We start from the raw sequence: 14,839 nt of genomic DNA on the forward strand, positions 1-14,839 counted from the left end.
GCGAACATAGAACAAAGCGTGTACATTTATCACTCTGAAATCAAGCCTGGCACACGTATGCCCAACCGGGTGTGGACGAGGGCCCTTACGGCCCCGTGCTGCCATTTACGCAAGCCCTAAGGCTGTGAAATAAGGAGATTCGTCAATGTCGAACGCCGCGCTGCGCCTTGTTGAGGCAGGAGGAGAAATGGATAGAGAAAAGGCGCTGGAAGCCGCGGTCTCCCAGATCGAGCGGTCTTGCGGCAAGGGCTCGATTATGCGTCTGGGTCAAAACGAGACCGCCGTGGAGGTCGAAGCCATTCCAACGGGCTCCCTTGGGCTCGACATCGCGCTTGGTATCGGCGGTCTACCGCGGGGTCGGGTCATCGAGATCTACGGCCCAGAATCGTCGGGTAAGACAACTCTGGCCCTTCACGTGGTTGCAGAAGCTCAGAAGAAGGGCGGGGTTTGCGCCTTTGTCGACGCTGAGCATGCGCTGGACACGATTTACGCGCGGAAACTTGGGGTCGATCTTGAGAATGTTCTGATCTCTCAACCCGACACGGGCGAGCAGGCCCTAGAGATCGCCGACACGCTGGTACGCTCCGGTGCAATTGATGTGCTGGTTGTGGATTCGGTGGCCGCGCTGACGCCGAAGGCCGAACTCGAAGGCGAGATGGGTGACTCTCTTCCGGGTCTGCAGGCGCGGCTCATGAGCCAGGCGCTCCGGAAACTGACCGGTTCGATCTCGAAGTCGCGTTGCATGGTGATCTTCATCAATCAGATTCGGATGAAGATCGGCGTAATGTTTGGATCGCCCGAGACCACGAGTGGCGGTAATGCATTGAAGTTCTACTCTTCTGTGCGCCTCGATATTCGCCGCATCGGCGCTATCAAGGAGCGGGATGAGGTCGTGGGCAACCAGACGCGGATCAAGGTAGTCAAGAACAAGGTGGCGCCGCCATTCAAGCAAGTTGAGTTCGACATCATGTACGGCGAGGGCGTTTCCAAGATGGGCGAGCTGATCGATCTCGGAGTCAAGGAGGGTATCGTTGAGAAATCCGGATCGTGGTTCTCGTTCGATAGCGAGCGCATCGGTCAGGGTCGTGAGAACGCTAAGAACTTTCTCAAAGAGCATCCGGACATGGCAGAGCGGATCGAACTGGCCATTCGGCAGAGCGCAGGACTGCTTGCCGATCAAATTCTCGAGGGTGAAGACCCTGAGGAGGCAGGAGAGGACAGCGCCGCTTCGTCCGAGGCGGAAACCGTAACGTCCATTTCGAGCGGTGGCCGCAAAAGCAAACGGGGCTGAGGACACCAGATCTGAAGGGTCATCTTGGAGCTTTGTTGGTTGCTGCAGACACGCCATAGATTGCGCGCGCGGTTTTTGCGGACCTCAGGTGAGCGTCGAGCCTGCAAGCGGCCGAAAGATAAATGAGCAAGGGTGTCCCGCTACTGCGGGGCGCCCTTTCTTGTGGCGTTTGCTGGACAGCGGAGGAGCGAAACCCTATGTCTGCGAAGACCGCATTCCGCGCGGGTACAGCGTGAATGGGGCGTGGTAAGAACACAGGTCTCGCAGAATCGGATATCGTTCGGTAGGCGAGTTGGATCGTACCTCGTAGTGGACATCAGCGAGCCGGTTCCAGCGTCTGTTGGCCTCGTGGAAGTGGGTGTTGGCAGATTGAGTGCTGCTGACGTGATCGCGGGAAATTCCGGGAAGACAATGGCCAAGAAGGCGGGTGCACATCCGGCGAGAGCGCACGAGGTTCCGGCGCGTACGAACGAATTGCGCGCCTCATTCCTGCAGTTTTTCGCCGACAACGATCATGTGGTGGAGCCGTCGTCGCCGCTGGTTCCTCGCCACGATCCGTCCCTAATGTTCACGAACGCGGGTATGGTCCCCTTCAAGAATGTTTTTACAGGGCAGGAGAAGCCTAGAGCGCTTCGGGCAGTGTCCTCGCAGAAATGCGTACGTGCAGGCGGCAAGCACAACGATCTCGACAATGTGGGCTTCACAGCTCGGCATCACACTTTTTTCGAGATGCTCGGCAACTTCTCGTTCGGCGATTACTTTAAGGAAGAGGCTATAACGCTTGCGTGGTCGTTTCTGACCGGCACGCTGGCGCTGCCAAAGGAAAAGTTGCTTATCACCGTGTATGTGGACGATGACGAAGCGGCAGACTTGTGGAAGAAGATCTCGGGGTTTGGCGACGACAAGATCCTGAGAATTGCTGGTTCAGATAACTTTTGGTCCATGGCGGATACAGGGCCTTGCGGACCAAGTTCAGAGATCTTCTACGATCACGGTTCGCACTTGCCAGGTGGTCCGCCAGGCAGCGCCGATCAGGACGGTGACCGCTTTGTCGAAGTTTGGAACCTCGTTTTCATGCAGTTCGAGCAGCATGCCGATGGCAATCGCATTGATTTGCCACGCCCGTCGATTGACACGGGAATGGGGCTTGAGCGAATCGCAGCTGTCATGCAAGGGACCCATGACAACTTCGAGATCGACCTTTTCAAATCGCTGATCTCCGCATCTGTTGATCTCACGGGCTTACCGGCGCAAGGTGCGCAAGCGGCGAGCCATCGCATCATTGCGGACCATCTCAGGGCATCGTCGTTCCTAATTGCAGACGGAGTCCTGCCGTCCAATGAGGGGCGGGGCTACGTGCTGCGCCGTATCATGCGGCGTGCAATGCGACATGCGCATATGCTGGGTACGGAGGATCCGCTTTTGCATCGGCTTGTCCCAACTTTAGTGAGCGAGATGGGACGCGCCTTCCCGGAGCTACAGCGAGGGGAGGCTCTGATCGACGAGACCCTAAAGCTCGAAGAGACTCGCTTCCGGGAGACTTTGGATCGCGGATTGCGGCTGCTGGATGAAGCGGTCGAGGGCTTGTCATCGGGCGAGACACTATCCGGGGAAGTTGCTTTCAAACTTTACGATACCTACGGCTTTCCGTTCGACCTGACAGAAGACGCACTGAAGGCCAAAGACATTGGCGTCGATGAAGCTGGATTCCAGTCTGCAATGGAGCGTCAGCGAGCCGAGGCAAGAAAGTCCTGGTCGGGATCGGGCGAGGCAGCGACGGATAGTCTCTGGTTCGAGCTTAAGGAGGAATTGGGCGCTACCGAGTTTCTTGGATATGAGACCGAGAACGCATCGGGTGACATCGTCGCGTTGGTGAAAGATGGCGAGCGCGTCGAAAAACTGGACGAAGGCGACGAGGGAGTCGTCATTGTCAACCAGACACCCTTTTATGCGGAGTCAGGTGGGCAGGTCGGTGATCGAGGTACCCTGTCTATTGCCGACGATGCTTTGTTCGCGGTGTCAGATACACAGAAAAAGTTGCATGGCCTGTTCCTTCATCACGGTGCGGTTGAGAAGGGCAAGTTGCTGCGTGGCCAGACAGTCTCGTTGTCGGTTGACCATGCGCGCCGCACTGCAACCCGTGCCCATCACTCCGCGACGCACCTTCTGCACGAAGCTCTGCGCCAAGTCCTAGGGACTCATGTGGCGCAAAAGGGATCGCTTGTTGAGCCCGGACGCCTGCGATTTGACTTCTCTCATCCCAAGCCCTTGAGCATGGATGAACTCAAAGCCGTGGAAGATATGGCGAACGCGTTGATCCTGCAGAACAGCGCCGTTGAAACCCATTTGATGACGCCGGACGAAGCCATCGCGCGCGGTGCACTCGCCTTGTTTGGCGAGAAGTACGGCGACGAGGTGCGGGTTGTTTCCATGGGCGTGACGCCCGAAAGCGAAAAAGCGGGCAATGCCTACTCGGTTGAACTCTGCGGCGGGACCCATGTGGCGCGCACTGGCGAAATTGGTCTCTTGAAGGTGGTGGGCGAGAGCGCGGTGGCGGCCGGCGTGCGCCGTGTGGAGGCGCTCACGGGAGAGCCGGCGCGCAGCTACCTGGCGGCCCAGGATAGTCGGGTCCGGCAAGCAGCTGAGATTCTGAAAGTTCCGCCGGACGAGATGCTCGATCGGCTCGCGTCAATCGTTGAGGAACGACGCAAGCTAGAGCGGCAGCTAACGGACGCAAAGCGTGAGCTTGCGCTCCGGCCCGCAGGTGCAGCCGGAGCGGACAGCTCTCCTGTCCGTAACATTGGCGGCACAAAGCTACTGGCTCGGGTGGTCCACAGTGTTGCGCCAAAAGATCTGCGCGGTCTCGTAGACGAAGCAAAGCAACAAATCGGGTCAGGCGTCGTTGCTGTCGTTGGCGTGAGCGACGAAGGCAAGGCTGGGCTCGTTGTGGGCGTGACCGACGACCTCACGTCTTCCCACAGTGCCGTTGACCTCGTGCGCGTCGGAGCAGCAATCCTCGGCGGCAAGGGCGGAGGCGGTCGGCCCGATCTGGCTCAAGCCGGTGGGCCGGATGGCGCAAAAGCCGACGAGGCGCTGGAGGCTATCGCGGCGCAACTGGGATCGTCTTCCGAAAACGAGCAATCGGTCTCAGCTGCAGGACGCGCAGGGTCCGCCTAGTCTAGGGCTCTCGCGCTTGATGCCGTTGTTGCCGAGAGAGGATGTTCGAACCCGTGAGGGTGCCAGCCTATGCGGCCGCGACATCGCCTGAAACGGCCGCACGCATATTCTCATCGATCTTGTCGATAAATCCTTCAGTCGAGAGCCAAGCTTGGTCTGCGCCCACGAGCAAAGCCAGATCCTTGGTCATGAAGCCCGACTCGATCGTGTCGATAGAGACGGTCTCGATGGTTCGCGCAAAGCGGGCGAGTGCCTCGTTGTTGTCTAGCTTGGCACGATGCTTCAGCGCGCCGGCCCATGCGAAGATCGAGGCCATGGAGTTTGTCGACGTGGCGCGGCCCTCTTGGTGCTGGCGGAAATGGCGGGTGACAGTCCCGTGCGCCGCCTCGGCGAGGACCTTCTTTCCATCTGGTGTCATGAGCACCGATGTCATCAAACCAAGCGATCCGAACCCTTGGGCCACCGTGTCGGACTGCACGTCGCCGTCGTAGTTCTTGCAAGCCCATACGTACCCACCGGACCATTTCAGCGCCGCGGCGACCATGTCGTCGATCAGTCGATGCTCGTAGGTGAGGCCGGCTTTCTCGAACGCCTCCTTGAATTCCGTCTCGAAGATCTCCGCAAACAGATCCTTGAACCGACCGTCATAGGCCTTGAGGATTGTGTTCTTGGTCGAAAGGTAGACAGGCATATTCCGCGCTAGCCCGTAGTTCATCGAGGCACGCGCAAAATCGCGGATTGAGCTGTCTAGATTGAACATGCCCAACGCGACGCCCGACCCTTCGAACACGTGCACTTCCCTTTCGATGGTTTCGCCGTCCTCACCTTCGAAGGTGATGGTCAGTTTGCCTTTCCCGGGCACGAGGAAATCCTGCGCGCGATAGATATCGCCATAGGCATGACGGCCAATCACAATCGGCTTGGTCCAGCCAGGGACGAGACGAGGTACGTTGTTGCAAATGATAGGTTCGCGGAAGATGACACCGCCTAGAATGTTACGGATGGTACCATTCGGCGATCGGTACATTCTCTTGAGCCCGAACTCCTCAACACGAGCCTCGTCAGGCGTGATCGTTGCGCATTTGACGCCGACGCCGAATTCCTGGATCGCATGGGCGGCATCAACCGTTACCTGATCGTCGGTCGCGTCCCGATGTTCGATGCCGAGGTCGAAGGTCACGAGTTCAACATCGAGATAAGGTTCGATGAGCTTTTCCTTGATCATGTCCCATATGACGCGGGTCATCTCGTCGCCATGTAAGTCAGCGATCGGATTCTGAACCTTGATCTTGTCCACGCAGCAATCTCCAATTTGGGGCATCATAAAAGCTTCGACGCTATCGAGCGCTGCCCATTGCAGGCCAAGGCCCCCTGTAGCATCGTCCGGCCATGAAAGAAACCGATGACGCCGCTGGTCACCTGACGCCTGAGGATGCCGGCTTGACGGCCCCCGCGATCGTCCTGATGGAGCCGCAACTCGGCGAAAACATTGGCTTTGCCGCTCGCGCCATGGGGAACTTCGGCCTGCGGGACCTAAGACTCGTTTCGCCGCGCGATGGCTGGCCCAATGAGAAAGCCCTTGCCGCTGCAGCGGTCGCCAAGCCCATCGCGGGCTCGGCGCAGGTTTTCGATACCCTCGAGGCTGCTCTGGCAGACTGCCACTATGTCGTTGCGACGACAGCGCGGCCACGCGAAATGGTGAAAACGGTCTTCAGTCCGGAAACCGCAGCAACAGGGCTTCGGCGCCGGATGCAATCATCGGAGCGATGCGCTGTGGTCTTTGGCGCCGAGCGCAATGGACTCGACAACGACTCGATTGCATTGGCCGACGCAATTCTCACCGCGCCCGTCGATCCGGCCTACGCCTCACTCAGCCTGCCCCAAGCCGTGTTGCTGTTTTCGTACGAGTGGATGCAGAGCGCCAACCCAGAGGTTCTTGGCCGTGTCACCGCCTTCGATGGTCCTGTCCGTGAAGGGCTTACAACGCCCGGCACCATCCCTGCTAGCCGGGCGGAGCTTTTTGGGTTGTTTGAGCATATGGAGGGCGCGCTGGATCGGGCCGGATTCTTGAGGCCGCCAGAAAAAAGACCGGCCATGGTTCGCTCGATCCGCAACATGTTTCACCGTATGGAATGCACGGAACAAGATGTCCGAACCTGGCGGGGAATTGTGTCGGCATTTACCCGGCGGTCAACAGTCTCAAAGGGTTAGCAGCATTTCTTGTTGTCACAGTTCCGCCCTGTTTCTCCTGTTGCGATGACCCCCAAGAATGGTAGCTTCCGCCAGAATGAGGAGAGGGGCGTTCGATGAGACATGCGTGGGCGAAGTTTGGAGGCGTAATTTGCTTTGGTCTGGTGTTTGTCTTTGCTGGGCCCATCGGCTTGGCGGCGCAGACCCATGACAGCCCCTCGGGCATGACGATCCTTGCGGCCGAAGAGCTCACGCAGCGCAGTAAGCAGCCCGCCCCGACTAAAAGCGGCGGCATGAGCGATCGCGGCGTCCGTACGATGACCTCCTACGCCTCTTGGCTGCTCCCCGACGAAATCAAAGGACCGGATGGAAACCCGGTAAAGGTCGATAAGTCGGATCCGGCAAAGTTTGTGATTCCGATCGATTCCGCGCGTCGCGCGATTCGAGCCGCTACCCGGTCCGCCTATGCGGATGTCTGCGGCCTGCCGGAGCTCGCACAAGCGAACTTCCAAACGATGATGGCTAACGAGCGGTCTCAGTACAGCAATTTGACACAGGAGCAGATCTTGATGCTCGAGACGCTGCATGTGTTTGCGACAAGTTTCTTTGCTGGCAGGGCTGCCGTGCCGATTGAAGCCGGTTCGGCCCCCGCCGGATGGCAAGACAAGCTTCTGGACGAGGGGGACGGGGCACCCCAGCAGTTGAAGGCCCCTCCGGCGCCGGAATGCCCGCCGGAGCGTAAGCAGCAAGTTGAGGCGGCAATCAAAGCCTATGTGGCCAACGCACAGTCACAGTAATTGGCGGAAGACAGCCCAAAGGGCGATAGCGGAATTGACATTTTCCAGGCATTCCGTGTAACAGAGCGGTCTAAATCGGCCGCTTGGGGCCGAAAGCGGCCTGCCGGAGCGTTCCGGCGGTCCCCGATCAATCAAAATCGACGGTTTTTTGCGGCAGACGCGGGCATGCGAACCGCCCGCGGAAAGCTTCATTTGGCTTTGGAGTCTTGAAGAATGACGAAACGCATTCACGCCAAGCATAAGATCGACCGGCGGCTTGGCGAGAATATCTGGGGTCGGCCGAAGAGCCCCCAGAACAAACGCGAGTACGGACCTGGCGAACATGGCCAGCGCCGCCGCGGCAAGCTATCCGATTATGGCCAGCAGCTGCGCGCCAAGCAGAAGCTGAAAGGCTATTACGGCAACATCACCGAGAAGCAGTTCAAGTCCATCTATCACGAGGCGTCACGCCAGAAGGGCGATACCTCCGAGCGTCTCATTGGGTTGCTCGAGCGTCGTCTCGACGCGGTTGTGTACCGGGCCAAGTTTGTCCCGACGGTCTTCGCTGCCCGCCAGTTTATTTCGCATGGTCATGTGAAGGTGAACGGTCGCCGCGTCACAATCCCGTCCTATCGCGTGAAGGAAGGCGATTTGATCGAGGTGCGTGAGAAGTCGAAGGAACTCGGGATGGTTCTGGAAGCTGCGCAGAGCGGTGAGCGCGACGTTCCGGATTATGTCGATGTGGACCACGGAAAGATGATTGCCACATTCACGCGGGTCCCGACGCTTTCCGACGTGCCTTATCCAGTGATGATGGAACCGAACCTCGTTGTCGAGTTCTATTCGCGCTAAGCGCGGACTTACGTTTATGACGCTGATGCGGCCTGCCTCCAGTTTCCTGGGGCGGGCCGTAATCATTTGTCAGGCCGCAATGATTAGGGCTGCGCCACCGGCGATCAATATAATGGACAGGGCTCCTGCAAGACCGACGCCAAAAGGGGCAAGCTTTTCAAGCGCAACAAAGAGCGACAGGCCGGCAATCCAAATCAGGTTCATTACCCCACCAACGAACAGCAGCAGCATCAGAACCGCACAACAGCCGACGCAATAAGCGCCATGTTCCAGTCCCATGCGCCACGCACCTGCTGTGCCCGGTCGCCAATGCTCGGCGAGATAAGTCGCGGGGCTGCGGCAATGTTTGAGGCAGGCGGACTTCAGGGGCGTGAGTTGATAAACGCCGGCGGCAATCAGAAGCGCGCCAGACAGTGTCGCGCTGCGCGAGTTCATCATGATCGTCATAAGCCCAGCCCGCTCCAGTGCGAACTGAAGGACGACAGCTAGCACGCTGAATAGAATCCATAAGGTCAGATAGCCTCCGGCAAACGCCGCGATACACGACGGTGCCTCCACGGTGTCAGCTTGCGCATCAGCCTGCCGGACGACCCTGGCATAGAGGAGGATCATGGGAGCTGCCGAGGGCAGCATCATGGCCACCATCATCACCGCCCACATGACGAAAGCGATTGCCCAGTAGTAGGCATTCCAGGGCCAGCTCTCGCCAGCGGGAAGCGACATCGGTAGCCACCAGCCGCTCATGGCCGTGACGCTCATGCCAGTCCCGGCTCCCGCCAAAAGTGCGAGCCAGGCCAGTATGATCAGGGCGAACAGCGCGCCCGCAACAACCGCGTTTTCACGCCGGATTAGTGCTTCGAGCATCTTCGGCGCGACTGCGTTAGGGGTGCACGACGCCTGAATTGGTCAGGTGGAGATAGGCGAATTGTCCATAGCTGTTCTCGAGCTCCATCGCGATAGGCCCTTTTGAGATCGACGATCCGGTTCCCATCTCAGCGACCGAGTACTCAAACCCATTGGGCAGATCTATCCGCGCCCGATGCTTCTCGCCCGTCACCGGATTTCGGATCGGTTCTCCAAGCATCTCGATGAGCCCGTCGACCCTTACGGTGCCTGTTCTCTCCTCAACATCGATCTCGATATGGATAGGTCGGATCTCGGGCGGCAGTACTTCGGCAAAGGTCGCCGCGAACACGTTCCAGACGGTCTTCCCTGGCTCGGTGTGCTCGCCGGAAAAGATGGAGAGCAGTGCGTTTCGCTGCGCCTCGCTCGCTCGCTCGTCAACAATCAGAAACGCTCGCCCGTCACCCTCGTGTATGGCCTTCGGCCAGGAGTAAACGCTAATGACATTGAGCTCACTTAGATCGATGTCGCCGAAGCGGCCGTCGTCGAAGCGGTAGGCACCAATTGCACGGCAATCCCCATAAGTCGGGCGTGCGTTGAACTGGCAGGGGCAACCGTAGTCGCAGTTACAATTGACGAACTCTGCGCCCTTCAACTCCCAGCTGATCACAACGATGGCCTCCTCGATCTATGCCAAATCCGACGGAACCTAAGGATAGGCTGGTTGCGGACGGGATCAAGCAGGACAGCCACCACCTGAGCCGAGCCATGAGCTTCGCGACAAGAACCCTAGGGCCGGGGCTCTAGGCGCACGGACAAACGGTAGCTCGTCTGGTCGGCTACGCCGTCCGCGTATCCGAATTGTTGGCAATGCCCTTGTCTTTGAGCATGTCCTGCAACTCGCCGGCCTGGAACATCTCGCGCACGATATCGCAACCGCCCACGAACTCGCCTTTGACGTAAAGCTGCGGGATGGTCGGCCAGTTGGAGAAGCTTTTTATGCCTTCACGCACACCCATGTCCTCAAGGACATTGATGTCTTCGTAATCCACACCGAGGTGATTTAGAATTTGCGCGACCTGCATGGAGAAGCCGCATTGCGGCATTGTCTTCGTGCCCTTCATGAAGAGCACGATATCGTTGTTCGCGATTTTCTTTGTGATCCAGTCGTTGACATCTTGGTCGGTCATGGCTGGTGTCCTCTCTCTATCAATTACTGCTCGGGGGCGGACGTCTTCAACGCAAGCGCGTGTAGCACGCCGCCCATGTTTCCTTTGAGGGCTTCATACACCATTTGGTGCTGCTGAACGCGTGACTTGCCGCGAAACTCTTCTGTGACCACGGATGCCGAGTAGTGATCGCCGTCACCAGCCAAGTCTTCAATTTCGACCTTCGCGTCCGGAAAACGTTCCAAGATCAACCGCTCGATATCTGCGGCGGCCATCGCCATTTCAGTCACTCCTATCTGAGGTACAGTTCGACTTAGCCACGTGTCATATAGCGTGGCAACCAATCCTCATACGCCGCGCGAAGCATGCCAAGTGGCAGCGGTGCTTCGCCTGGTAGCGTCACCTTGTCGCCTCTCACAGTTCCGAGCACGCGAACCGGTACGTTATATATGGTTGCGACATCTTTGATCGTACCAACCTTATCCTCTGTCGCCGCGACCACGTAACGAGCCTGATCCTCGCCGAACCAAACTGCGTGTTTGGCCATACCGTCCGGCGCTGCCTCCAGGTCAACGCCGCGCCGTCCGGCGAGCGCCATCTCAGCGACTGCCACGAGTAGGCCGCCGTCGCCGACGTCGTGAACCGCATTGAGTGTTTTCGCCTTGATCAGTCCGCGGACCAGGTCGCCAACAATGCGTTCGCTCGCGAGGTCGACGGGTGGTGGCGCACCGTCAAGCCGATCCTCCATCACCGACATATAGATCGACTGTCCGAGATGGCCAGACTCCTGTCCTAGGAGCAAGATCACATCCCCGTCAGATTTCAGCGCCATGTCGGCCATCTCATTGATGTTAGCGATCAAGCCGACGCCACCTACGGCAGGAGTTGGGGGGATCGCTACGCCGTTGGTCTCGTTGTAGAGGGACACATTTCCGGAGACGACCGGGAAATGGAGAACCTGGCAAGCCTGCGCCATGCCTTCGATGGCAGCAACAAATTCGCCCATAATCTCGGGACGTTCAGGGTTGCCGAAATTCAAGCAATCGGTGATGGCAAGAGGCTTCGCGCCCGTTGCGGTGAGATTACGCCAGCATTCTGCGACAGCCTGTTTTCCGCCTTCGAAGGGATCGGCTGCGCAATAGCGAGGGGTGACGTCGCAAGAGACAGCAAGCCCCTTATCGGTGCCGTGCACACGAACGACGCCGGCATCGCCGCCAGGGCGCTGCACCGTATCCGCCATAACCATGTGGTCGTACTGTTCGTAAATCCAGCGTCGCGACGAAAGATGCGGCGAGCCAAGAAGACGCTCCAAGGTGCTCAAGATGCTGGGAGGCGCCATGACGTCCTCAGCTGCTACGATCGGCAGAGGGTCACGCTTGGTGTATGGGCGCTCGTAAACTGGCGCCGCATGCGCAAGCGCAGGCAACGGAATATCGGCCTCTACCACGCCGCGGTGTCGCGCTACGAAATGGCCAGTGTCTGTCGTCTTACCGATTACGGCGAAGTCGAGCTCCCACTTATTGAAGATTCGCTCCGCTATTGGTTCTGTCCCAGGCTTTAGAACCATGAGCATCCGTTCTTGGCTTTCGGACAGCAGCATCTCGTAGGCCGTCATTCCCTCTTCGCGCATGGGGACCCGATCGAGGTCGAGATCAATGCCGACACCGCCCTTATCGGACATCTCGACCGACGAAGAGGTAAGGCCAGCCGCTCCCATATCCTGAATGGCGATGATGACGTCTTCGTTCATCAACTCGAGGCACGCCTCTAGGAGCAGCTTCTCCGTGAACGGATCGCCGACCTGAACGGTGGGACGCTTCTCCTCCGAACTCTCGTCGAACTCAGCCGAAGCCATTGTGGCGCCGTGAATGCCGTCACGGCCGGTCTTCGAGCCCACATACACGACAGGCAGGCCAACGCCTTTTGCCGCAGACTTGAAGATGCGGTTTGCGTCCACGAGGCCGACACACATCGCGTTGACGAGAATGTTGTCGTTGTAGCGCGGATCGAAATTGGTTTCGCCGCCAATCGTCGGCACGCCCATACAGTTTCCGTAGTCGCCAATGCCGGAGACCACGCCTGCCACGAGATGACGGGTTTTCGGGTGGCTGGAGCTCCCAAACCGAAGCGCGTTCATATTGGCGACGGGGCGGGCGCCCATGGTGAAGACATCCCGCATGATGCCGCCAACGCCGGTTGCCGCGCCTTGGTACGGTTCGATGTACGAGGGGTGGTTGTGGCTCTCCATCTTGAAGACCGCCGCCTGACCATCACCCAGGCTGACCACACCCGCATTCTCGCCGGGGCCCTGGATTACTTGCGGACCGGAGGTCGGGAGCTTCTTCAACCAAACGCGCGAGGACTTATACGAACAGTGCTCGGACCACATGACGGAGAAAACACCCAGTTCCGTCAGCGTGGGTTCGCGTCCGAGTTCTTGGAGGAGGCGCTCATACTCGTCCGGGCCTATGCCGTGTTCAGCAATGAGTTGCTCTGAGAGTTGTGGCCCCTCTGTTGCCGCATCCGCCGCCCCGCTCAATGGAGAGTCTCCACGAGGGAGGAGAACATCTTGGCGCCGTCCGTGCCGGATTGAGCCGGGTCAATCAGCCGCTCTGGATGCGGCATCATGCCGAGCACCGTTCCCGTCTCGTTATAGATTCCAGCGATATTGCCGGAGGAACCGTTCGGGTTTGCAACATCGGTGATCGCACCGTCCGCCTCACAGTATCGAAAGGCGATGCGGTTCTCGTTCTCCAGGAGATGCAACGTACCTGGATCAGCAAAATAGCAACCGTCCTTGTGAGCAATTGGAATTCGCACAACTTGGTCTTTCTTGTAGTGACCAGTGAACGCCGTATCGTCACGCTCGACGCGCAAGCTGACGTCTTTGCAGATAAACCGCAGTGTCGCGTTACGCATCAGAACCCCTGGAAGAAGGCCAGCCTCCGTGAGGACCTGGAACCCGTTGCAGATTCCGAGGACCGGCGTACCGCTCTTAGCCCGCCGCACGACTTCGCGCATGATGGGGGAATGTGCCGCCATGGCGCCGGACCGCAGATAATCGCCGTAGGAGAATCCACCTGGGAGCAAGATCAGATCGCTGTCGGGAAGCTCGGAGTCCCCGTGCCATACCATTTTTGGCTTGGCGCCCAAGATGCCGATAGCGTCTGAAGTGTTCATGGCGTGCTGTAGAGCGACCGCCGCATCGCGGTCGCAGTTCGATCCTGGAAAAACGATAACGCTCGCTCTCATGAGTCTCCGGTTGCCTCTCTGTTCCTAGAGAGGGCCTGTTGCGCGTGCGACGCCGGCCCGTCACGCAGCATCGAGCTCATAGGCGTAGTTCTCAATGATCGTATTGGCGAGAAGCTGTTTACACATGCGCTCGATTTCCTCGCGGGCAAGTGCTGGATCACTCTCCGCGACCTGGACTTCGATGAATTTGCCCTGCCGAACGCCTTCGACGCCGCCGAAACCCAGCGCATGAAGCGCGCCTTCAATGGCCTTGCCTTGCGGATCAAGCACACCTGGTTTCAGCGTGATGGTAATGCGTGCCTTCATGGCTTCCTTCGCGGTGATTGGCCCAGAGGTTCGGGCGCCTATTTGGATTGCACTAGAACAGGACCGCTTCGACCGGCCGATGGGTTCTCGGTAAAGAGCCCAAGCCGGCGAGCAACTTCCTGGTAGGCCTCGACGAGACCTCCCATATCGCGGCGGAACCGGTCCTTGTCGAGCTTGTCTTGGGTGTCGATGTCCCAAAGTCGGCAACAGTCTGGCGAAATCTCGTCGGCGAGCACGATGCGCATCTGGTCGCCCTCCCACAGGCGTCCGAACTCCATTTTGAAGTCCACCAAGCGGATCCCTACGCCATAGAAGAGGCCTGTCAGGAAGTCGTTGATACGCAATGCGAGCGACATGATGTCGTCCAACTCCGGCGGTGAGGCCCAGCCGAAGGCTGTGATGTGCTCCTCTGAGACCATCGGATCGTTCAGCTCATCGGCCTTATAATAGAATTCAACGATCGAGCGGGGCAACGCGGTCCCTTCTTCGAGGCCCAGCCGTTTCGACAATGAGCCTGCGGCGACATTCCGAATCACCACTTCAAGCGGAATAATCTCGACTTCGCGAATAAGCTGCTCCCGCATATTCAAGCGCTTCATGAAGTGGGTCGGCACACCGATCTCGTTCAACCGCTCGAAGATGTATTCTGAGATTCGGTTGTTGAGGACGCCCTTGCCCTCGATACGGTCGTGCTTCTTATTATTGAAAGCGGTTGCATCGTCCTTGAAATGTTGGACGAGCGTGCCAGGCTCTGGTCCCTCGTAAAGTATCTTGGCCTTGCCTTCGTAAACGCGCCGGCGACGGTTCATCTTCTTGTCCTCGTTGAGCTGCTTACGACTGTCAAACGCGTATTGCGCGGGAAACGGGTGACTCTCACGAGTTCACCCCAAAGCCGCGCGCCACGTCTCAAATCGCCATCGCTGGAATCAATATGGAAATTTCTTTCCGAGACTAGCCTATGGGGTGAGGGGGTACAACGGGCC

14 protein-coding genes are annotated in these 14,839 nt (G+C 58.5%); 5 read left to right on the plus strand and 9 right to left on the minus strand.

The genetic code is table 11. The annotated features are described in order from the left end of the window. The first annotated feature begins 145 nt into the window (after positions 1–145). The gene (recA, locus tag AC33YF_RS02880) at positions 146–1,291 is read left to right on the plus strand and encodes a recombinase RecA (RefSeq protein ID WP_491775695.1); all 1,146 of its coding nucleotides are present in this window, start codon (positions 146–148) and stop codon (positions 1,289–1,291) included. Between the two features lie 411 nt (positions 1,292–1,702). Beyond that, positions 1,703–4,468: an alanine--tRNA ligase gene (gene alaS / locus AC33YF_RS02885; protein ID WP_491775733.1), complete on the plus strand. Its 2,766-nt coding sequence runs from the start codon at positions 1,703–1,705 to the stop codon at positions 4,466–4,468. Between the two features lie 67 nt (positions 4,469–4,535). Here the strand turns inward: alaS and AC33YF_RS02890 are convergent, their stop codons facing one another. Further along, positions 4,536–5,765, minus strand: a complete 1,230-nt coding sequence (locus tag AC33YF_RS02890) for an NADP-dependent isocitrate dehydrogenase (protein WP_491775696.1) — start codon at positions 5,763–5,765, stop codon at positions 4,536–4,538. 92 nt (positions 5,766–5,857) lie between these two features. Here AC33YF_RS02890 and AC33YF_RS02895 point away from each other — a divergent pair, with 92 nt between their 5' ends. From AC33YF_RS02895 to rpsD, 3 genes are all read left to right on the plus strand, one after another. Next, entirely contained in the window at positions 5,858–6,679 is an 822-nt protein-coding gene (locus tag AC33YF_RS02895) for an RNA methyltransferase (RefSeq protein ID WP_491775697.1), read from the plus strand. 95 nt (positions 6,680–6,774) lie between these two features. Continuing rightward, positions 6,775–7,455 carry a hypothetical protein gene (locus tag AC33YF_RS02900; protein WP_491775698.1) on the plus strand — a complete coding sequence of 227 codons (681 nt, stop codon included), beginning with the start codon at positions 6,775–6,777 and terminating at the stop codon, positions 7,453–7,455. A gap of 213 nt (positions 7,456–7,668) precedes the next feature. Continuing rightward, positions 7,669–8,286: a 30S ribosomal protein S4 gene (rpsD, locus tag AC33YF_RS02905; RefSeq protein WP_491775699.1), complete on the plus strand. Its 618-nt coding sequence runs from the start codon at positions 7,669–7,671 to the stop codon at positions 8,284–8,286. 69 nt (positions 8,287–8,355) lie between these two features. On the opposite strand, the gene AC33YF_RS02910 is transcribed toward rpsD, so the two are convergent. The 8 genes from AC33YF_RS02910 to purC all read right to left on the minus strand — a co-directional run bounded on the left by AC33YF_RS02910 (position 8,356) and on the right by purC (position 14,665). After that, the gene (locus tag AC33YF_RS02910) at positions 8,356–9,150 is read right to left on the minus strand and encodes a DUF2182 domain-containing protein (RefSeq protein ID WP_491775700.1); all 795 of its coding nucleotides are present in this window, start codon (positions 9,148–9,150) and stop codon (positions 8,356–8,358) included. Between the two features lie 16 nt (positions 9,151–9,166). Beyond that, positions 9,167–9,799, minus strand: coding sequence for a DUF1326 domain-containing protein (locus tag AC33YF_RS02915; protein WP_491775701.1), 633 nt, complete (start codon positions 9,797–9,799; stop codon positions 9,167–9,169). A 169-nt stretch (positions 9,800–9,968) separates the two neighbouring features. Beyond that, positions 9,969–10,319: a Grx4 family monothiol glutaredoxin gene (gene grxD, locus AC33YF_RS02920; protein WP_491775702.1), complete on the minus strand. Its 351-nt coding sequence runs from the start codon at positions 10,317–10,319 to the stop codon at positions 9,969–9,971. 23 nt (positions 10,320–10,342) lie between these two features. Further along, the gene (locus tag AC33YF_RS02925) at positions 10,343–10,579 is read right to left on the minus strand and encodes a BolA family protein (RefSeq protein WP_491775703.1); all 237 of its coding nucleotides are present in this window, start codon (positions 10,577–10,579) and stop codon (positions 10,343–10,345) included. 32 nt (positions 10,580–10,611) lie between these two features. Next, positions 10,612–12,837 (minus strand): phosphoribosylformylglycinamidine synthase subunit PurL, encoded by a 2,226-nt coding sequence (purL, locus tag AC33YF_RS02930; RefSeq protein WP_491775704.1) that lies wholly within the window; start codon positions 12,835–12,837, stop codon positions 10,612–10,614. Continuing rightward, positions 12,834–13,550 carry a phosphoribosylformylglycinamidine synthase subunit PurQ gene (purQ, locus tag AC33YF_RS02935; RefSeq protein WP_491775705.1) on the minus strand — a complete coding sequence of 239 codons (717 nt, stop codon included), beginning with the start codon at positions 13,548–13,550 and terminating at the stop codon, positions 12,834–12,836. The genes purL and purQ overlap by 4 nt, the downstream gene beginning before the upstream one ends. Before the next feature lie 60 nt (positions 13,551–13,610). Continuing rightward, complete coding sequence (purS, locus tag AC33YF_RS02940; RefSeq protein WP_491775706.1) at positions 13,611–13,856, minus strand: phosphoribosylformylglycinamidine synthase subunit PurS; 246 nt, start codon at positions 13,854–13,856, stop codon at positions 13,611–13,613. Positions 13,857–13,894: 38 nt separating this feature from the next. Beyond that, on the minus strand, positions 13,895–14,665 hold the full coding sequence (purC, locus tag AC33YF_RS02945; protein WP_491775707.1) for a phosphoribosylaminoimidazolesuccinocarboxamide synthase: 771 nt from the start codon (positions 14,663–14,665) through the stop codon (positions 13,895–13,897). Positions 14,666–14,839 lie beyond the last annotated feature (174 nt).

This window comes from Methyloceanibacter sp., assembly GCF_058506495.1.

Bases quoted from the DNA above. Each gene is read 5' to 3' on its own strand.
- AC33YF_RS02895 (WP_491775697.1), top strand. From the start codon at position 5,858: ATGAAAGAAACCGATGACGCCGCTGGTCACCTGACGCCTGAGGATGCC.
- recA (WP_491775695.1), top strand. From the start codon at position 146: ATGTCGAACGCCGCGCTGCGCCTTGTTGAGGCAGGAGGAGAAATGGAT.
- rpsD (WP_491775699.1), top strand. From the start codon at position 7,669: ATGACGAAACGCATTCACGCCAAGCATAAGATCGACCGGCGGCTTGGC.
- AC33YF_RS02925 (WP_491775703.1), bottom strand. From the start codon at position 10,579: ATGGCGATGGCCGCCGCAGATATCGAGCGGTTGATCTTGGAACGTTTT.
- AC33YF_RS02910 (WP_491775700.1), bottom strand. From the start codon at position 9,150: ATGCTCGAAGCACTAATCCGGCGTGAAAACGCGGTTGTTGCGGGCGCG.
- grxD (WP_491775702.1), bottom strand. From the start codon at position 10,319: ATGACCGACCAAGATGTCAACGACTGGATCACAAAGAAAATCGCGAAC.
- AC33YF_RS02900 (WP_491775698.1), top strand. From the start codon at position 6,775: ATGAGACATGCGTGGGCGAAGTTTGGAGGCGTAATTTGCTTTGGTCTG.
- purS (WP_491775706.1), bottom strand. From the start codon at position 13,856: ATGAAGGCACGCATTACCATCACGCTGAAACCAGGTGTGCTTGATCCG.
- alaS (WP_491775733.1), top strand. From the start codon at position 1,703: ATGGCCAAGAAGGCGGGTGCACATCCGGCGAGAGCGCACGAGGTTCCG.
- purC (WP_491775707.1), bottom strand. From the start codon at position 14,665: ATGAACCGTCGCCGGCGCGTTTACGAAGGCAAGGCCAAGATACTTTAC.
- purQ (WP_491775705.1), bottom strand. From the start codon at position 13,550: ATGAGAGCGAGCGTTATCGTTTTTCCAGGATCGAACTGCGACCGCGAT.